Source organism: Colwellia sp. BRX8-4, assembly GCF_014077345.1.
Lineage (GTDB): Bacteria > Pseudomonadota > Gammaproteobacteria > Enterobacterales > Alteromonadaceae > Colwellia_A.
On sequence record NZ_JACGVS010000004.1, the window covers coordinates 177175 to 197284 of the forward strand.

The 20110-nt window shown below is 38.3% G+C and carries 12 protein-coding genes; 8 read left to right on the forward strand and 4 right to left on the reverse strand.

The features are described 5' to 3' along the window. Positions 1-147 precede the first annotated feature (147 nt). From lpdA to H4J56_RS05560, 3 genes are all read left to right on the forward strand, one after another. Positions 148-1581 (forward strand): dihydrolipoyl dehydrogenase, encoded by a 1434-nt coding sequence (gene lpdA / locus H4J56_RS05550; protein ID WP_070375807.1) that lies wholly within the window; start codon positions 148-150, stop codon positions 1579-1581. Positions 1582-1959: 378 nt separating this feature from the next. Continuing rightward, positions 1960-3912, forward strand: coding sequence for a S9 family peptidase (locus tag H4J56_RS05555; protein ID WP_182213651.1), 1953 nt, complete (start codon positions 1960-1962; stop codon positions 3910-3912). A gap of 186 nt (positions 3913-4098) precedes the next feature. Beyond that, complete coding sequence (locus H4J56_RS05560) at positions 4099-4437, forward strand: hypothetical protein (protein ID WP_182213649.1); 339 nt, start codon at positions 4099-4101, stop codon at positions 4435-4437. 248 nt (positions 4438-4685) lie between these two features. Here the strand turns inward: H4J56_RS05560 and H4J56_RS05565 are convergent, their stop codons facing one another. From H4J56_RS05565 to H4J56_RS05580, 4 genes are all read right to left on the reverse strand, one after another. Continuing rightward, on the reverse strand, positions 4686-7493 hold the full coding sequence (locus tag H4J56_RS05565) for a bifunctional aconitate hydratase 2/2-methylisocitrate dehydratase (RefSeq protein WP_182213647.1): 2808 nt from the start codon (positions 7491-7493) through the stop codon (positions 4686-4688). A gap of 334 nt (positions 7494-7827) precedes the next feature. Further along, positions 7828-8121 (reverse strand): hypothetical protein, encoded by a 294-nt coding sequence (locus tag H4J56_RS05570; RefSeq protein ID WP_182258981.1) that lies wholly within the window; start codon positions 8119-8121, stop codon positions 7828-7830. 700 nt (positions 8122-8821) lie between these two features. Further along, positions 8822-9385, reverse strand: coding sequence for a YSC84-related protein (locus tag H4J56_RS05575; protein WP_182230187.1), 564 nt, complete (start codon positions 9383-9385; stop codon positions 8822-8824). Between the two features lie 110 nt (positions 9386-9495). Next, entirely contained in the window at positions 9496-10395 is a 900-nt protein-coding gene (locus tag H4J56_RS05580; protein WP_182213641.1) for a MipA/OmpV family protein, read from the reverse strand. 315 nt (positions 10396-10710) lie between these two features. Between H4J56_RS05580 and H4J56_RS05585 the strand changes: the two genes are divergently transcribed. From H4J56_RS05585 to H4J56_RS05605, 5 genes are all read left to right on the forward strand, one after another. Beyond that, entirely contained in the window at positions 10711-11841 is a 1131-nt protein-coding gene (locus H4J56_RS05585; protein ID WP_182213639.1) for an efflux RND transporter periplasmic adaptor subunit, read from the forward strand. 53 nt (positions 11842-11894) lie between these two features. Continuing rightward, positions 11895-15215, forward strand: coding sequence for an efflux RND transporter permease subunit (locus H4J56_RS05590; protein WP_182213637.1), 3321 nt, complete (start codon positions 11895-11897; stop codon positions 15213-15215). Between the two features lies 1 nt (position 15216). Then, the gene (locus tag H4J56_RS05595; RefSeq protein WP_182213635.1) at positions 15217-18306 is read left to right on the forward strand and encodes an efflux RND transporter permease subunit; all 3090 of its coding nucleotides are present in this window, start codon (positions 15217-15219) and stop codon (positions 18304-18306) included. 107 nt (positions 18307-18413) lie between these two features. After that, positions 18414-18791 carry a YacL family protein gene (locus H4J56_RS05600; RefSeq protein ID WP_070375813.1) on the forward strand — a complete coding sequence of 126 codons (378 nt, stop codon included), beginning with the start codon at positions 18414-18416 and terminating at the stop codon, positions 18789-18791. Between the two features lie 166 nt (positions 18792-18957). Beyond that, positions 18958-20085, forward strand: coding sequence for an efflux RND transporter periplasmic adaptor subunit (locus H4J56_RS05605; RefSeq protein WP_182258982.1), 1128 nt, complete (start codon positions 18958-18960; stop codon positions 20083-20085). The last annotated feature ends 25 nt before the right edge of the window (positions 20086-20110 follow it).

The following is a 20110-nucleotide window of genomic DNA, read 5'->3' on the forward strand; positions in this document are numbered from 1 at the left end:
TTGGTCAAAGAAGGTGCGATTAAAGATGGTACTTTGGTAGGAGTTTAAGTAAAATTCCGCCCAGTAAAGTATAAATAATATTATATTTGTGGCTTTCCATATTGGCAAAGCGATAAATGACAAAACAACAAGTTAATTGAGGTAAACATGAGTAACGAAATTAAAACTCAAGTAGTAGTATTAGGTTCAGGCCCTGGTGGTTATTCAGCGGCATTCCGTGCTGCAGATTTAGGTTTAGATGTAGTCTTAATTGAAAGCCGAAAAACATTAGGTGGTGTTTGTTTGAATGTGGGTTGTATCCCATCAAAAGCATTACTTCATGTTGCTAAAGTTATTGATGATGCAGCTGCAATGGCTTCACACGGGGTTACTTTTGGTAAGCCTGAAATTAATTTAGATAAAATTCGTGACTGGAAAGATAGCGTAGTCTCTCAACTTACTGGCGGCTTAGGTGGAATGTCTAAAGCGCGTAAAGTGACTACAGTTTATGGTTACGGCAAGTTCACTTCAGATAAAACCATTGAAGTTGAAGGCAATGACGGCGAGAAAACGACGGTTACTTTTGATAATGCTATTATCGCCGCTGGTTCTTCTGTTATCGATTTACCTTTTATTCCAAATGATGACCCACGCGTTATTGATTCAACAGGCGCTTTAGAACTTCATGACATTCCTGATGAAATGTTAGTATTGGGTGGTGGTATTATCGGTCTAGAAATGGGGACGGTATACAGAGCTTTAGGCGCTAATGTTTCAGTGGTTGAATTTGCTGATCAATTAGTACCAGCTGCAGATAAAGACATTGTTAAAATTTATACTAATTTCAACAAGAAAAACTTCAACATTATGTTATCTACTAAAGTGGTTGCAGTTGAAGCTAAAGTTGACGGTTTGTATGTGACTTTTGAAGGTAAAAAAGCACCAGCAGAACCGGTACGTTACGACAAAATTTTAGTGGCTGTTGGCCGTAAGCCAAATGGTCATTTAGTTGCTGCTGACAAAGCAGGTGTTAACGTTGATGAACGTGGTTTTATCAATGTAACGAATGAACTACGTACTAACGTTCCACATATTTTTGCTATTGGTGATGTTGTTGGTCAACCTATGCTTGCACATAAAGCGGTTCATGAAGCGCATTGTGCAGCAGAAGTTATCTCAGGTAAGAAACATACCTTTGAACCACGTTGTATCCCTTCTGTTGCTTACACTGATCCTGAAATGGCTTGGACTGGCGTAACAGAGACTGAAGCTAAAGAGCAAGGTTTAAACATTGAGGTCGCTAACTTCCCTTGGGCGGCTTCTGGTCGTGCTATCGCTTCTGGCCGTACTGAAGGTAAAACTAAGTTAATCTTTGAAAAAGAAACGGGCCGTATTCTTGGTGGTGCCATTGTTGGTATCAACGCAGGCGAAATGTTGGGCGAAATTTGTTTAGCCGTTGAAATGGGTGCTGATGCAGAAGACATAGGCTTAACCATTCATGCTCATCCAACATTAAATGAATCTATTGGCTTAGCGGCTGAAATTTTTGAAGGTTCAATTACTGATTTACCTAATGCAAAAGCGGTAAAGAAAAAGAAATAATCATTGTTTTTAAGTAAACGATAAACTTGCATTTATGCTGAAATGCCATTCACTATTGATAGTGAATGGCATTTTTTATGGCTTATTGTTTTAGTTAGCGCTTAATCTTTACTGAACTAAGTACCTAAGCCCCAATTCACCAACGCTATTTAGTGAAATTCAGCGATATACCTTATTACTTTCCTTTTTTGATCATTATTATCAGTCATCTTTTTTTCAATGACCCACGTCGTTATTAGTTTGGATCGACCTGAATTATAAATATGGCAAGTTTACTGGCAATTTTGTAAATAATTTGTAAAGATATAGGTAAATGATTTTTATCGTATCATCGATAATGACAACTACCGCTAATCAACAAGTCGCTAGGATGCAGTAATGAAAAAAATAATAATCACTATTCTATTGCTCAGCGTGACCTTCTTAAGTCATGCAGAAAAACAAACGTTAACCTACAAGGAGTTTGGTCACTTACCTATAATTCAAGAACCTACCGTATCACCAGATGGTAAACATATTGCTGGAATATTTAACAGTGAAGATGGTCCGTCGGTTGTGATGAGTGACTTTGGCTCAAATAGCATTATAAAACTTGTTAGCCTTAAAAAGTCTAAAGACAGAATAGACTCGGTTATGTGGGCAAATAATGAACGTTTGTTGGTATCGTCGAGTTACTCTAAAAAGCAATGGGGTGATAGATTTCGAGTTAATCGATTATTTTCGGTTAACATTGACGGCAGTAAGTTGGTTGAATTAAATCGTGCAGCAAACCTTCGCAGTTTAACGGGTGCAGAAATCGCTATGTATGATTTAAACAGCTCTCAACAAGTTGTTTCGTTATTAAAAGCAGAAAAAGAATTTGTATTATTGCAGATGTACTCTCCTAAAGATAAAGGACAATCTGTCTATAAAGTTAATATTTATGAAAATAAATTTGAAAAGTTATTCGTTAATAAATATGACGTTTATAGTTGGGTTGCCAATAAAGCGGGTGATGTCGTATTGGGTGTAGGGTCTGACGATTATGACAGTACTATTACGAATATATGGTACAGAAAAGACAATAATGATGAGTGGAAGTTATTACACTCTAAAAAGGCGTTCGAAGGTGAAACTTTTTCTCCTATCTTAGTTAGTGATGATAAGGCGATTGTTATCTCTGATCACAAGTTACACAGAGACGCACTTTGGCAATATGATATTAAGTCGGGAGCCTACGATAAGCTATTATATGCTAATGATAACTATGATGTAGAAGGTGCTATTTTTAATGCGGATAGAAATGAAGTTATTGGTGCTATTTATTTCGAGCACTACCGTAAGAATCATTTTTTTACTGATGCTGACACTGAAATCTATAACATTGTAAAAAATAGTTTCAAGCAATACCAAGCCAGTATTTATAGTATGAGCAAAGATAAAAAGAAAATCTTAGTAGCTGCTCAGCGAGATAATTCACCCCCTAAGTTTTTTTGGTTAGATTTAGCTAAAAAATCAGGTGGTTTTTGGATCAGTCAATACCCCTATTTAGAAGGTAAGTCGCTGGCTAGTGTTCAACCGTTTCAATTTGAAGCATCTGATGGTATGTCATTGCACGGGTATTTAACGTTGCCAACAACGCCAATGAGTAATAATAAAAAACCACCCTTGATTATTCACCCTCATGGCGGTCCACAATCAAGAGATTACCAATACTTTAGTCCGTTTGTGCAATACTTTGCCAGTAAAGGTTATGCCGTACTGCAAGTTAACTTTCGTGGCTCCACTGGCTTTAGTAACGCTTATCAAACCGCTGGCTACCAACAGTGGGGAAAACGTATGCAAGATGATATTTATGAGGCGATAGACTGGTTAGCTGAGACCGAACTGGTTGATACTAATAATAGCTGTATTGTTGGCGCTAGCTACGGCGGTTATGTGGCATTAACGGCTGCATTTCAAAGGCCCAAGCAATTTAAATGTATTGCCAGTATCGCTGGGATTGGTGACTTACTTGAGTTAGCAAAAGATGAATACAGATACGAATCTAAACGACCTTTTATTGATAAAACCATTGGTAACCCAACGGACGATAAAATTATTGCCAGTCTTAAAGCGACTTCTGCAATTAACTATCTTAAACAGATCAAAGCACCGATATTATTGATTCATGGTAAACATGATACTCAGGTAAGGTTTAGCCAATCTGACGATTTTTATGATGCGGCTAAAGACGCTGATTTAGATATCGATTTTGTTGAGTTTGCTAATGGTACACATTATCTCGATGAAAATGAAAATCGCATAGAAGCATTTAAGGTGGTGGGTGAATTCTTAGAAAAGCACTTGTAAATGCTTGACTAACTTCATATAAAAGCCAGCATTTTTGCTGGTTTTTATGTTTAGGAACCGTGAACTGTCTCAGCACCATCGCCATACCTTGGCAGCTATGTTGTCTCAGCATTAGTACATTTTTGGTTGTCGATGGTAGAGTACAGCTGCTTTATACTATAAATTATTATTTGAAAAGGACTTATGATGCGTTTATTTACTTTAGCTATTACTTGTTTTGCTCTATCTGCTTGTACCAACATTGTTTCTGAAAACGGAGCTTCACAATGGGATTTTGATCACAATATTCAGTTTGAACAAACAAAACTCTCTGACAATAAATATCACTTAGTGGTTAACCCTAAGTCTGATACTCATTTTGATAAGCTGGCTACTTTTATGATGAGACAGTCTTACGAGATTTGTGGCACTTATGGTTTTACCATTGAAGTGTTAAAAGGTATTGAAAAGTTTGATGACAGAAAGTCGTTTCCAAATTTAATTATGCCTTCGTTATCTGCTAATATTGAATGCGCTAGTCAGTAGAAGCATTTCTGTTCAATGTAAACTTCTCTCACGTGCTCACTTAATTACAGACCCAGTTAAGTGAGGATAGTCCTTGCATGGCTGTGCCATTTTTAATAACTAGAAGATTAAAATAAAAAAGGATTACTTATTTTAGTTGATAGTAAGTTTTACCTCACTCAACCAAAATAAATAACCCTTATATTTCTAAGTCTATTTTAATGTATCGCTTAAAATAGAGTCCCTTATTAAGGACTCTATATCGGTGATTACATTACTGTAATAGGTACTGCTTGAGCAGTATACTTAGTCGTCATTTCATGCGTAGGAGGAGCAAATCGAGTTAAATCGATACCCTCTACTGCTGACTTGTACTCTTCGATTGTTGGGAAACGACCAAGCATCGTTGAAAGTACAACTAACGGTGTAGAGCCAAGTAACGATTCGCCTTTTTTCTCAGCAGTATCTGCTACAACACGACCTTGGAATAAACGTGTTGATGTTGCAATAACCGTGTCACCAGGTTCAGCTTTTTCTTGGTTACCCATACATAAGTTACAGCCTGGGCGTTCAAGGTACATGATGTTTTCGTACTTAGTACGCGCAGCATTTTTAGGTACAGCATCGTCAAATTCGAAGCCTGAATATTTTTGTAAAATCTCCCAATCGCCTTCAGCTTTAAGCTCATCAACAATATTGTAAGTTGGTGGTGCAACAACTAATGGAGCTTTAAATTCTATCTTGTTACCTTGTGCTTCCATATTACGGAACATTTGAGCGATAATTTGCATATCACCTTTGTGAACCATACAAGAACCAACAAAACCTAGGTCAACTGATTTATCAGCGTAGTATGAAACAGGGCGAATAACATCATGAGTGTAACGTTTAGAAGCATCGTCGTTGTTTACATCTGGATCAGCAATCATTGGCTGGTCGATAATATCTAAATCAATTACTACTTCCGCGTAGTATTTAGCATTTTCATCTGGTGCTAATGCTGGCGTAGTGCCTGATTTTATTCCTTCGATACGTTGGTCAGCTAAGGCGATTAAACCGTTAAGTGTTTTCGCTTCGTTTTCCATACCCTTGTTGATCATTATCTGGATACGGCTCTTAGCAAGCTCAAGTGATTGAATTAATGTTTCATCTTCAGAAATACAGATTGAGGCTTTTGCCTTCATTTCTGCAGACCAATCAGTAAAGGTAAATGCTTGGTCAGCTAATAATGTACCGATATGCACTTCAATGATACGACCTTGGAAGACATTTTCGCCATCAAATTGCTTAAGCATTTGCGCTTGAGTAGAATGAACTACATCACGGAAATCCATGTGGCCTTGCATCTTGCCTTTAAAAGTAACTTTTACAGACTCAGGGATTGGCATAGCCGATTCACCTGTGGCAAGTGCGATTGCTACTGTACCCGAGTCAGCACCAAAGGCTACACCTTTAGACATACGAGTATGCGAGTCACCACCAATGATGATTGCGCGATCGTCTACGGTAATATCATTTAATACTTTATGAATAACATCAGTCATTGCATGGTAAACGCCTTTCGGGTCACGTGCAGTAATAAGACCGAACTTGTTCATGAATGCCATTAATTTAGGAATGTTAGCTTTAGCTTTGCTATCCCAAACTGACGCTGTATGACAACCTGATTGGTATGCACCGTCTACTAGTGGAGAAATAGTAGATGCTGCCATCGCTTCAAGCTCTTGACATGTCATAGGACCTGTTGTGTCTTGAGAGCCAACAATGTTAACTTTAACGCGAACATCTGAGCCTGCATGTAATGGTGTGTTCGATGTTACACCAACTGCGTTGTTATTAAAGATTTTTTCAACGGCAGTTAAACCTTGACCTTCATGAGAAATTTCTTTTGAAGAGGCATATACAGGTGGTGTTGCTACGCCAAGTGTTTCAGCTGCGAACGTTTGTAATTTCTTACCAAATGTTACCGCGTAAGAACCGCCAGCTTTCATGAATTCAACTTTCTGTGGTGTAAAGGCTGAAGATATATCCGCAAGCTCTTTGTCACCGTTGTATAATTTTTTCGCTTTGGTATCGATAGTTAATACGGTACCAGTCGCTACAGAATAAGCTTCCTCTAAAACTGCATCACCATTTGCATCAACAACGGCGTTGCCACTTGCATCGACTTTCTTAACCCAGTTTTTAAGGTCAAGACCAATGCCGCCAGTTACATCAACAGTTGTTAAGAAGATTGGAGAAATACCATTAGTACCCGCAACTATAGGCGCAATGTTAATAAACGGTACGTATGGACTTGCTTGTTTACCTGCCAATAGTGCAACGTTGTTAACACCCGACATACGAGATGAACCAACACCCATAGTGCCTTTTTCAGCGATAAGCATGACTTTCGCTTTAGGGTACTTAACTTGTAAAGCTTTAATTTCTGCTTGAGCTTCTGGAGTGCTCATGCATTGGCCATGTAATTCACGGTCAGCACGTGAGTGTGCTTGATGACCTGGAGATAATAAATCAGTTGAGATATCACCTTCACCGGCAATATAAGTGACTATTTCAACTTTTGCTTCAACTTCAGGTAACTTAGTGAAGAATTCAGCTTGAGCGTAGCTTTCTAAAATATCTTTCGCCAGTGCGTTGCCTGCTTTAAATGCAGCTTCAAGACGTGCTGTATCAGCGTCATATAAAAATACTTGAGTTTTTAAAACTTCTGCTGCTGGTTTTGCTACTGCTGCGTCATCAGATAATGCTAAATCAAGAAGTACTTCAATTGAAGGGCCGCCTTTCATATGAGATAACAATTCAAAAGCGAACGTTGGGGTAATTTCTGCGACAACTGACTGAGCTAGAATAATTTCTTTTAAAAATTCAGCTTTTACACCTGCAGCACTGGTTGTGCCTGGTAAAGTGTTATAAATGAAAAAGTTAAGTGAATCTTCGCGATGCTCATTTGCAGAATCTTTAATTTGAGCAATGATTTCTGATAATAGATCAGCAGAATCAATGGGTAGAGGAGCTAATCCTAGCTCATTCTTACGATTTTCAATTTCTTTAATGTACTCTAAATATAGACTCATTTAAAACTCTCTCTAGTTCTAATGGGCTAATAACATTATCATCATTAGCAAGGAAAAATTTTGCTTATAGTTTACCTGATTTTTGAGCTACTACGAATCATTTGATTAAATAAGTACTATTCACCGCAGTGATAACTAATAGAAAGTCTAGTTGTAGTAGTTATGTTGGTATTGTTGTGCGTTGATAATATTGTAAAAGTGAGGTGAATTTCACTCTCAGTCGAAAGGTTTACTTTGCGATATACAGCACAACTGCTCATATTATAACCTAAGTATAGATTGGGCATGGTCATTTATCGATGCTTTTTAGCTGCTACGGTTGGTTAATCTTTTATTAATGGCCTAACTTTTTAAGGACATTTTTCATATGGCTTTTAAAGTTTTTCTCATCTTTTGATAAACCACAGTTAAATTGTGATGTCGTTTTGCCTTGAAGGCCAATAACTGATAAATCTTCAGTTAACGTACAAGTACCGTTATCACCTTTTTTGACACTAAAGCCATTCCCCACCTGACTAGCTGTTGAGCCAATCTTCTTCTTTTGTGTATCTTCAACAAAAGAGTGCGGAACATAACTCGGTGAACCATGCATTAACGAGCCTGTATTAGGTTTAGCGAAGTTTTGCATGGCTTGGTCGATTATTTGCTGATTAATTTTATCTTTAAGGCGAGATAAATTTTGGGAAGTTGTGTGGTGTTTTACCTCTTCAGGCTGTTGTTTTTTTAGCGGAGCAGTTATCGCTTTTATTAAAGGACTTGATGGTTTAATTTCTATCTTTTGCTGTGCAACGTCTTTAATGGCTAATTTTTTTTGTGCTACTTTTTTCTGTTCACTATCAACGGAAATGACTTTTTCTTGTTTATTTTCAATCGGTTTATAATAGATAAAACTATTAATAGGTACTATTTTTGGTGTTTTGGTGAAATTATCGATCGGTTTGTCTTTCGTATTACTTAACAGTAAAACAACAAAAATATGGAAAATAATAGAGAAAAAAATAGCAAACTTATAACCTTGTATTGTAAACCTCCTTGTAAATACCGTTTTTATATACCTGTTTACGTTATTGATTTTAATAAAAGCACTTATTATTAAACATTCAAGTTAACGACTTATTACTCGGCTAAATAGACCATAGATAAAAAGGTAAGTTCATCTTCTTGATGGTTTTTATAATTAAGTGGAATTTAGCCAGAGTTAAGGTTGTCCATCAACCGAAGTTAATTTATGTTGATTTTCCCTTAAAGCGCACAAGGTTTATTTACATATTGTGCACTTTACATCAATAACAGATTTAACTAAGGATAATGACTACTGAGTTGGGCTGTTAATTAAGCTTACTGTCCTGCCAAAACTTAGTGCCTTTTATTGTTGCCTGCAGGGCTAAGCCACTTTCAGTAAAAGTGTAGACAGTTACATCACCGTAATACATTTCTCCTTCAACTGAACCGCCTTTATCACCCGCTTTTGCAGCGGCATCAACATTACCACCAAAGCTCCAACCTTGATTAACAAAATCATTCATTGCTTGTGCCGTATGAAATACCATAACAATACGGTAATCTTTAACACCAAGACCAAGGCCTATACCACCTTCAGCCATATTCATATAAGTATATTTAGCTGAATTATTACTTTTAACAACACCATAGCCTGTACCAGCTGCCATAAATATTAAATTGATATTAGCATTCGAAAAGACAGCATAACCTGCCGCTGAATTAATTTGGCTACGGGTATCTGGTTTATTAGCAAAAAGTTGGTTAAGCACCGTATCTTTCATCGTTATAATTTCTTGCTGTTGTTCTGCTTTACTACCATCTCCCATTGAAGCACAAGCAACCAAGGTTAAGCTAAGCATTAAAGAGAACAATTTTTTAATTGAGAACATCGTTTTTTTCCTTTTGTAATTGATTATCTACAGTTTAGAGCAGTGTTAACTTTTTTATAAGTCAATTTAATCAATAGTAGCTATTTGTTTTAGTGTCATTGAAAGGTTTGTTACCAACTCGCTTTTTTGTCACTTTCGTATAAGCGCCAAACAAAGCCAATACCGACGCTGTAAGTAATGTCTTCTTCATAAAGAGGACTATTCTGGTTGGCTGCACCTTGATGAAATTGTGCTGAGCCAGTGATAAATGCGCGGATATTTTTTCGTATGGGTAATGACAGACCCATAGAAAGTTCGGCGCCCAAATAGCCTCCTTTGGCATTATATTGTTGGCGATTGCTATTGGCGAATTTGCGATCAACCTGATAAAAGTAATCTTGTAATTTTTCAGTCGCAAAAGTTAAGCTAAAAGCGATATTTAAGCCTACTTCTTTAAAAATTGCACCACGCTGTTGGTATGAAATGGTTGGCTCTATAACAAAACCACGATCGTCGATGCGATCAAAATCAGTAGAAAATACCGCTCTTGCTTGCAAGCGAGCTTTGAGTCTTGCATCTCCACCTTGTGAAAATTTATAGTCTTTAATGCGATAAATTAATTGTGGCCCTATTTCAAATAAGAAGTCTAATTCAGGCATACCAGCTCGAGATGTATTGTCATCACTGTCGGCAGAGAATGCACCGCCAAAGGAGAGGTCTAATTCAAAATCACTTGTTTCAACAACAACTGCACGCATGCCATCACCACCCCCAACCCGAAATACATCGCCCCGATAAACGACATAGGGCGCGGCTAATGCAATAAAATTTCGCTCGCTTGATGCCGGGTAATTAGCGACTTCTATAGCGCCACCACCAAGTCCAAACTCCCATAAAGGCTGACTTTCGTTGATGTTCTCAAAGCCAGTTAGCCCGCGAACAGGGGACTCGTCTTTGTCATTAGCAATAACGGGCGATACGAAGATAACAGCAGTAAAAATCGCTAAAAAATACAGTTTTATAAAAGACATTCAACAACCTTGTTAGTAATAAAAACTTTATATATTAATCGTAAACCATAGTGTGCGGTGATTAAAACTATTTTAATTATTTTAGTGGTAGGTGTTTAATGTCGATACTGAAAAAAAATGTTCGTTCGATAGATAGCGTTTCTGTGGCGACTTAATAAATAATTCAAAATATTTTTTACGGATAAAATTCTTATACTTGCTAGTAATCATAACTCGTTACAATTGAATGTTTAATAACCCTCAAAAGCTATTTGTATCTTACTTGCCGATCCGGATAAAATGACATTAATTATAATTATAAAACAACGGACCGTTATGCACCTCAATTCACTAGCAACTTCATTATTATTATCACTATTCTTAGTCACAGTGTTAAGCGCTTGTAATGAAGAAAAAGTAGCAGACAAAGAAAAGAAAGTTTATCAGGTGCCCGTAGAAACTACTCTTGTTGACAATAGAACTATCACTAATACTTATCGAACAACTGCTGTGCTTGAAGCAAAAGCTGAAAGCAAAGTCACCAATAAAGTCACAGGCATGATTAACAAGATATTAGTTGAAGAGGGAATGTCGGTTACCAAAGGACAAATTTTAGCTGAAATTGATTCTGAAAATTATTTATTAGAACTTGAACGTACCACTATAGATGTCGATTCTGCGGTTGCCGAATTTAACCGCAGTAGACCAATAGATGGTGAACAACTGATATCGGTTAAAGATCTAGAGAAGCTTGAGTTTTTAGTGAAAACAAGAAAAAACCAACAAAAAGTGGCGGCGATACAAGTACGTGATTCAAAGGTAAGAGCGCCAATATCAGGTGTTATTGCTTCAAGAATGGTGAAAGAAGGCAATATGACCGCTAATGTTGGTGGTGAAATGTTTACCATTGTTGCGCTCGATACCTTACAAGGGGTTGTTTATTTACCCGAATCTGAAATGAATAATGTTCATGTTGGTCAACAAGCGTATTTAAACTTTCCGGCAAATGCAAAAGAAGTTCCTGCAACGGTTGGCTTAATCTCACCAATCATTGATACCGAGTCGGGGACTTTTAAAGTGACCTTAAAAGTTAATAATGATAACCATGTCTTAAAACCAGGGATGTTTGCCAAAGTGTCACTAACACTTGATGTTCATGATAACGCGCAAATTGTGCCACAAAATGCCTTGCTTGTTACCGACACTGAAACCAGCTTATTCGTTATTCAAGATAATAAAGCTAAGAAAGTTACAGTGGTTACCGGTTTTGAACAAGATGGCTTTGTTGAAATATTAACGCCACTAAATGCCCTTGAACCGGTAGTGATTGTCGGTCAGCAAGGTTTGAAAATTGATAGTGCTGTAAAAATAATAGGTGAAGAAGAAACCCAAAAGAAGAACGTTGAACTAACTACTGATAATAACGCCGTTAAGGAAAATGCTGATAATCAAGCAACACAAGACTAATAAGTTGTGAACTAGCTTTTACCTAATCATTAAATCTAAAGGAATTATTATTCATGAGTATTGTTAGTACTGTGGTTAAACGCCCGGTAACAGTAGCGATGTTTACCCTCGCTGTGATGTTATTTGGCATGGTGGGTTTTTCTCGACTCTCTGTTGCCTTGTTGCCCGATCTTTCTTATCCAACGTTAACCGTAAGAACCGATAACGCCGGCGCCGCACCTGCTGAAATAGAACAATTGATCAGTAAACCCATTGAAGAGTCAGTTGGTGTTGTTAAAGGGATACGCAAGGTTCATTCTATCTCAAAAGCTGGACAGTCCGATGTTGTTATTGAGTTTGAATGGGGCGTGGCGATGAACTTTGCGACGCAGAATGTCCGTGAAAAGCTTGACATAATTGCCTTGCCAAAAGATGTTAATAAACCCATTATTTTACGTTTTAACCCCGCACTAGACCCCATTATACGTTTAGGGCTGTCCACTGAAAATAAGCATCCTCGGGCATTAAAAAAGATACGTACTTTTGCTGAGCAAGAAATAAAACGACAGCTGGAAACTATTTCAGGTGTTGCCGCTGTGCAGCTTGGTGGCGGTTTACAGCAAGAAATACAGGTTGTATTTGATCAAGAAAAAGCTGCGCGCCGAGGTATAACAGCACAAAGTATTGTTGCACGTATCCAAAGTGAAAATATTAATATGTCGGCAGGTCGTGTTTACGATGGTCAGCAAGAGTATTTAGTTCGAACAGTGAACCAATTCGTCTCACTCGAGCAACTTGGCAATATGATTGTTAAGCAAGCCGATGGCAAAACTATTTATCTTAAAGACATAGCACAAGTTATTGATGGCGAAAAAGAACGCACCGATATTACTCGTATCAATAATAATGAAGCGATAGAACTGGCCATTTATAAAGAAGGCGATGCTAATACGGTAACCGTAGCAAAAGCGGTAAATAAAAAATTAGCCGAGCTTGAAGAAACTTTACCCGAAGCACTGACTTTTACGGTTATTTATGACCAATCTGAATTTATTGTCAATGCGGTAGACGAAGTGAAAAGTGCGGCTATTATTGGCGGATTACTTGCCATGTTGATTTTATATTTATTCTTGGGTAACTTTTTCAATACGATTATTATTTCACTAGCGATACCTATTTCAATTATCGCGACCTTTAATTTAATGTTTGCTAATGACATTAGTCTTAATATTATGTCGTTAGGGGGCATTGCCTTAGCGGTTGGCTTATTAGTTGATAATGCGATTGTCGTGCTAGAAAATATTGCGCGCTATCGCGAAAAAGGCGCCAGTATTATTGAAGCGGCAATAAAGGGTACCGATGAAGTCTCGGGCGCTGTTATTGCTTCTACACTGACCACTTTAGCGGTGTTTTTTCCTTTAGCTTTTGTGACCGGTTTTGCCGGGCAATTATTCAGTGACCAAGCGATGACGGTGACTTTTGCGTTACTCGCTTCTTTAATCGTGGCGCTAACCTTAATTCCTATGCTGGCATCACGTCAATTTAGCCAAAATAAAGAAATGCCTACAAATGATAATAATGATGACTCATTAGAAAAACAAACCGATAAAGTGCCGCTAACTAGAAGAAAGAAAGTCGTTAATATCGTCGTGCACATTTTGGCCTTTCCGCTTTTATTGGTTTTTAATTACTTACCTTTATTATTAACCAAAACCTTGTTATTGATTACTAATTTAATCACTAAGGTCGTCAGCTTTATTTTTAAACCGGCACATAAAGCTTTTAGTTATTATTTTGAAAAACTAGCGTCAGCCTACAGTCGGTTATTAAAAGTCGCCTTGCAAAATAGAGCTATTTTAGTGGCACTTAGTTTAGTGTTTGCGCTGGCGGTCAGCAGTTTATTACCAAAAATTGCGGTTGAACTTGTTCCTGAAGTGGCAAAGTCGGAATTTACTATCGAGTTAACCTTGCCACAAGGAACGCCCATAGATGTTACTGATCAACGGCTAAAAGACCTTGCTGCGACTATTGCCGAAGATAAACGAGTCAAGCACAGCTATTCGTTAGCAGGTAGCGGTAGCTTAATGATGAGCTCAGCCAGTAAAGGCGGTGAAAACTGGGGACAACTGTTAGTGGCACTTTACAGCAGTGATGATCTTGAATCAGTTAAAGCTGTGGTTCGCGCGAAAGTTGCTCAAATGGCTGATGTCACCGCTGAAATAGCGCAAACAGAAATGTTTACAACAGAGCGTCCTTTGCAAATTATTTTGTCAGGATACGATCTGGTGGCTTTGAAAAAATACAGCGACCAATTAATGCAAACAATGTCGATGGATAATCAGTTTATTGACCTAAACAATAGTTTACGCGCCGGTCAACCTGAGTTAAAAATCAGCTTTGATAATGAGCGCTTAGCAAGTTTAGGGTTAAAAGCGTCTGATATAGCCGATCAGTTAGTCACTAAAATTGCTGGCTCGGTGGCGAGTAAATACAACTTACAAGACCGACAAGTTGATATCCTAGTGCGCGCCGATGAAAACGCGAGAAATTCAGCACAAGCTATTCGTCAATTAACGGTTAACTCGCAGCAGGCCAAATCATTACCACTAGCCGCCGTTGCCGATATTACCGAAAGTATTGGCCCTAATGAAATCAACCGTATTGACCAAAGTCGTGTTGCTATTATTTCGGCATCACTGGCTTATGGCGACTTATCTGCAGCGGCCGCCAAAGCCGAAAATCTAGTGAAAGAACTCTATTTACCTTTTAATATTAAAGCACGAGTCGCAGGGCAAAATGAAGAAATGGAAAGCTCTTTTTCTTCCTTAATGATGGCGTTAGCGTTAGCGGTATTCCTTGTTTATTTAGTGATGGCTTCACAATTTGAGTCGTTATTAAATCCATTTATTATTTTATTCTCTATTCCATTAGCCGTGTTAGGTTCGGTATTAGGCTTATATGTTACTGGGACCAATATCAGCGTTATCGTACTCATAGGTATTATTATGCTAACGGGTATTGTGGTGAATAATGCCATTGTTTTAGTCGATAGAATTAATCAGTTACGTCATCAAGGTGTTGATAAACTTGCTGCTATTATGGAAGCGAGTCGTTCACGTTTTCGCCCGATTATTATGACATCTTTAACCACTATTTTAGGTTTAGCGCCGTTGGCATTTAGCAGTGGAGAAGGCTCTGAATTAAGAGCACCTCTTGCCATTACGGTAATGAGCGGCTTACTGGTTGCAACAATGCTAACGTTACTTTTAATTCCTGTTTTGTATAGCTTGTTTGACCGAAAAACCTATATTGTCGAAAGCGATGAACTTGACAATGATGGTTTTGAAAGCCAGCAAGCTAATAGCGCATCGTCTAATAATGTAGCCGAGGCGTAAGATGACAAATTCAACGTCTAAAAAGAAAACAGCTAAGCAAAGCATTTTTGACTTACCAGTAACTGTTTGGTTAACCGCTTTAGCGATAAGGCGGCCTGTTACCACGGCTATGTTGATGTTGTCGCTTTTTGTTACTGGGCTTGTCGCCAGTAAATTATTGCCACAAGAAAGCTGGCCATCACTGAATATTCCGATGGCTTTTATTAATGTGCCGTATAACGGCGCCACACCTGAAGAAGTTGAACGCTTAATTACCCGGCCGATAGAAGAAGCCGTTTCGACTTTAGGCGGTATTACTGAAATGCAGTCAAGAAGTCGGGCCAACGGTGCTTCTATTCAGGTAATGATGGATCTTAGTAGTGATCTCGATAGTAAAATATTAGAGGTACGAGAAAAAGTCGATATGGTGCGCCATCTTTTACCTGAAGACGTGCAAAACGTAATGGTACAAAAGTTCTCTACTGAAGATCTACCCATCATGAGCTTGGTGTTATCGGGTAATAAAGATCTCTCCACCGCTTATGACTTTATCGATAAAAAACTGAAAAACCCGCTAGAAAGGCTTCAAGGTGTCGGTAAAGTTGAAATGCGTGGCGTTGTTCAACCCCATATAGAAATTCATTTGGACAGTATTAAGCTCGCGATGAATCGTGTTGATCAAGCAAAGTTATTGCAAGATCTACGTGACAGTAATTTTTTAGTGAAGTCAGGCTCTATTCTCAATGGAGGTAGAAAGTTCAGAGTTTCTCCTGACGGTGAATATCACAGTTTAGACGACATTAAAAACTTTCAAGTTAAAGTGGGTGTTCGGTTAAGTGAAGTAGCGACAGTGAGTTTAACCGCTCCTCCTAAGAATAGCGAAATTAGAACAGATAGAAAGAAGTCAGTTGGCTTAGAAGTCTTTAAAGAGTCTGATGCTAATGTTGTCGAGGTGACAAATAACATTGTTGCTTTAATTGAAGTGCTTCGCCAAGAAGATGACTTTAAAGCGATTACCATTGGAATTAAAGATAACAGCGGTGAAGAAATTCAAGAATCATTAGGTGATTTGTTAAAGGCGGGCGCCTTAGGTATTGTCTTGTCTTTTATTGTTTTATTTATATTTTTGCGCAATAGCCACATTACTTTTATTGTTGTTGCTTCTGTGCCTATTTCGTTAAGTTTTGCCTTAGCTGGCATGTATTTTATGGGCTACACCTTAAACATGCTCTCACTGGCGGGGCTTTTTATTGCCGTTGGTTTACTGATTGATAACTCCGTCGTTATTTGTGAGAGTATCCTTCAACAACAAGATAAAGCCTTAACCTCAATAGACAAAATTCTTCATGGTGTTGATAATGTCAGTATTGCTATTATCAGTGGCACACTCACCACCACCATTGTATTTATGCCTTTGCTGATGGGTGAAAAAAACTTTATTACCATCTTAGTTGAGCAAATAGCCGTGGCGATTTGTTTACCTTTATTGGCATCATTAATTATTTCAAAAACCGCCATTCCATTAATGCTTAGTCGTGTTAACAAAAAGGCCTTGTCGTCAGTTGTTACCCAAGGAAAATTAGATCGCTGGTATCGTCCTAATTTAACAAGAATACTGACTCACCCTAAAACAACCGGGGTTTTCATTTTATTACTTTGCATTAGTGGTGTGTTAACCAAGCAAATGGTCAATATTAATGGCGAAAAGGGTAAAACTGTCAAAGAAATCAATATTGTCTATCATATCCAAGGGCAACAAAAGTTAGCTGATGTCAGTAAATTAGTCGATGAGATGGAGCAGTACTTATACGATAATCAACAAGCCTTCGAGTTTACACAAGTCAATAGCCGGATTTGGTCAGATTTTGCCATGTCTCGCATAAAACTTAACGATGGTTATTCAAAAACACTTTATGATTTAAAAGCAGAGATTAAAAAAGGTTTCCCCGATACGGCCATTGCAGAACCATCATTTGACTGGTCAGAACAAAAAGAAAATTTGGTCAAACTTACTTTAAACGGCAGCTCAACCAAGCGTTTAATACAATTGAGCGAATCTGTGATCAGTCAGTTGAGTAATGTTGAAGGTTTTGCTGAAGTTGGCATCGATAACGAAGATAAAAACATGGAGTTAGTACTGCGTATCGACCGAGAAAAAGTGTCACGTTTAGGTTTAAACACCCAAGATATCGCTAGTCGTATTTCGAGTGCACTGCGTGGGACTAACTTGCGTTCGTTTCGTGATGCTAAGCTAGGTGAAGTTGATATTCGCTTGGTCTATCACGCTGAACAGGCTGTGCCGCTCGAACGTATTAAAGAGTTACCTATTTATGAGAGTAACGGCAGAGTTATTACTTTACAGCAACTCGTTGTTTTTGACACGCAACCGATAATGCAACAAATTACGCGCTCAAACAGAAGAACCACCTTAGGAATTTCTATTAATTTAGCTGACTTAAGCCGTGTTGAAGCCTCGATGAAAATTAAAGAAGTGATGGAGAATATTGTTTTTCCTTCGGGTTATGATTGGAACTTAGGACGCCAATTTGCGCAAGACGAAAAAGCAGCGAAAGACATGATGATGAACATGATGCTTGCTTTAGCGCTTATTTTTATTGTTATGGCAGCGCTGTTTGAATCACTATTAATGCCAATCGCTATCTTGTCTTCGATTGGTTTAGCTTTTATTGGTGTTTACTGGACCTTTGCTATTTTAGGCATGGGGTTGGGTGAAACAGGCCTGATCGGTATGTTGATTTTAATGGGTATAGTGGTGAATAACGGTATTGTCCTCATCGATCAAATCAACAAGTTAAAAGTAGACGCTGAGAATATAATGACGCCGATTATCGACGCTTGTGTTAGCCGTATTCGGCCAATATTTATGACAGTTGCAACAACTATTATTGGTATGGTGCCGTTAGCATTAGCATCAAGTGATAGCCAAGCTTACCCGATGGCGGTTGCCATTATTGGAGGTTTGTTGTTTTCAACCTTTACCAGTTTGTTTTTGGTACCGTTTTGTTATTTGATGCTGGTTAAATTGGGCGAACGGTCAAGCAAGCGTTTTTCTATCGCCAAAGCCTTTGCCGATAAAAAAATTCCATTATAGTTTATCACTCGTATCGTTTCATCGAGGGGGATAAGAGTAAATGTTAACTCCCCCTTGTGCGATAAATATTCTATAATAAAGATATCAAAAAATTTCCGAGTTATCCCATGGAATACGAATTTATAAACGACCCTACTACTCGCTATGCAAAAGCAAAGTTCTCTTTTGAACATGAAGTTTTTGGCCCTTGGCTTGAAGTTGAAGTAGGTAACGATCCACAAAAATTAACCGCGTTGTTAACGCTCATCGATAAAGCCGAGCACGCAAGTGCACAAGAGCAGGAAATTGTTGGCAGTGAGTACACGGTTAGAATCATTGAAAAAGATGTTTCGATTGCCGCTAACGCGAGCTTAAATGGTATTGAAGCTTTACCTGAAGCACTCAGTGCTGATGATATAGACTTTGACGATCAAGAGTCAGCAAGTTGTGGGCTAGAAGACTTTCGCGAATTATTATTGTCTTGGGCAAGATTCACCACACGTTAACTCACTCGGTTAACCTCAAGTTATTCATTCATTATTGATAGATGAATAACGTTTTCATCCTATTTACGCTTTTATTATTTATAGCTTTTCTGATAACAATGACTTTTGGCACTGTTGTCTGACGCCACTTTTTTTTATTCTTTTACAAACTTTGTAGGAGAATAAAATGCCGATAACACGTAAAACCCCTTTCGAACTTTCTGAGCTGACTATTGATAGATCTCCGCAAACTAAAGCTGCGGGACTATCAGGTAACTATACTAGTATCTTGATTGTTACGTTACTCAGCACAAGTTTATATTTTGTCGGTCAGACACTGTTTTTTCCAACAAGTGCTGCTGAAATTATTAATCACCTTGAAACTGATAACAAACGAGTAAATGAGTCAGTTAACGTCGATATTAAACAACATTTCCCTACCACCCATGATGTAAATACAGCAGAACCCATAAATAACAGCGTACTTGATGCGAGCGGCCATGTGGTTGCGAGGCGCATAGCCACAGTATCTTCTCGTGTAACGGGTAAGCTAAACCGCTTAAATATTGAGGAAGGACAAAGGGTAAGTAAATCAGAAATACTCGCCGAACTTGATGATAAGCAAGCATCGATTTCATACCAACTTGCTTTAACGGAATTATCGGCAAAGCAAGCGGGTTTTGACGAGTTCACTTTACTTTTCAAACAGCAAAATCAGCGATTTAAGCGTGATCAGACGCTGGCCAGCAAAAAGCTGATCAGTGAGCAATTACTTGAAGACAGTGCCTTTAAAAATGCACAACTCGCCATCCAAATACGTCATAAAAAAGCCATGGTTGACTCCGCAAAGCAACGAGTTGAATTGGCGCAGTATCAGTTAAATCAGCATAAAATTCGCGCGCCATTTGATGGTGTCGTGATCAGTAAAAATGCCCAAGTGGGTGAGCTTATTTCAGCGGGATCTTCTGGTGGTGGTTTTATTCGTACCGGTGTCGGCACTATTGTTGATATGAGCTCGTTAGAAATTGAAGTTGAAGTAGGTGAGAGCTATATCAATCGCGTTTATCCTGGACAAAAAGTATTCGCTAGATTAGATGCATATCCGCAGTGGAGTATTAGCAGTGAAGTCGTTGCTGTTATACCTACCGCAGATCGTCAAAAAGCGAGCATTAAAGTCAGGGTGAAATTGTTAACAGCAGATCCTCGGATTTTACCTGATATGGGGGTGAAGGTTAGCTTTATGAAAAACGATCAACGCTCGTTAGATGTTTTCCCTAGTAGCTCAAATAACCACGTAGATATAGCCGCACTTTAATGAAAGCCTCTCTGCAGATTTTAGG

Coding starts and splice junctions, on each gene's coding strand:
- lpdA (WP_070375807.1), top strand. CDS start 148: ATGAGTAACGAAATTAAAACTCAAGTAGTAGTATTAGGTTCAGGCCCT.
- H4J56_RS05555 (WP_182213651.1), top strand. CDS start 1,960: ATGAAAAAAATAATAATCACTATTCTATTGCTCAGCGTGACCTTCTTA.
- H4J56_RS05560 (WP_182213649.1), top strand. CDS start 4,099: ATGCGTTTATTTACTTTAGCTATTACTTGTTTTGCTCTATCTGCTTGT.
- H4J56_RS05565 (WP_182213647.1), bottom strand. CDS start 7,493: ATGAGTCTATATTTAGAGTACATTAAAGAAATTGAAAATCGTAAGAAT.
- H4J56_RS05570 (WP_182258981.1), bottom strand. CDS start 8,121: ATGCAAAACTTCGCTAAACCTAATACAGGCTCGTTAATGCATGGTTCA.
- H4J56_RS05575 (WP_182230187.1), bottom strand. CDS start 9,385: ATGTTCTCAATTAAAAAATTGTTCTCTTTAATGCTTAGCTTAACCTTG.
- H4J56_RS05580 (WP_182213641.1), bottom strand. CDS start 10,395: ATGTCTTTTATAAAACTGTATTTTTTAGCGATTTTTACTGCTGTTATC.
- H4J56_RS05585 (WP_182213639.1), top strand. CDS start 10,711: ATGCACCTCAATTCACTAGCAACTTCATTATTATTATCACTATTCTTA.
- H4J56_RS05590 (WP_182213637.1), top strand. CDS start 11,895: ATGAGTATTGTTAGTACTGTGGTTAAACGCCCGGTAACAGTAGCGATG.
- H4J56_RS05595 (WP_182213635.1), top strand. CDS start 15,217: ATGACAAATTCAACGTCTAAAAAGAAAACAGCTAAGCAAAGCATTTTT.
- H4J56_RS05600 (WP_070375813.1), top strand. CDS start 18,414: ATGGAATACGAATTTATAAACGACCCTACTACTCGCTATGCAAAAGCA.
- H4J56_RS05605 (WP_182258982.1), top strand. CDS start 18,958: ATGCCGATAACACGTAAAACCCCTTTCGAACTTTCTGAGCTGACTATT.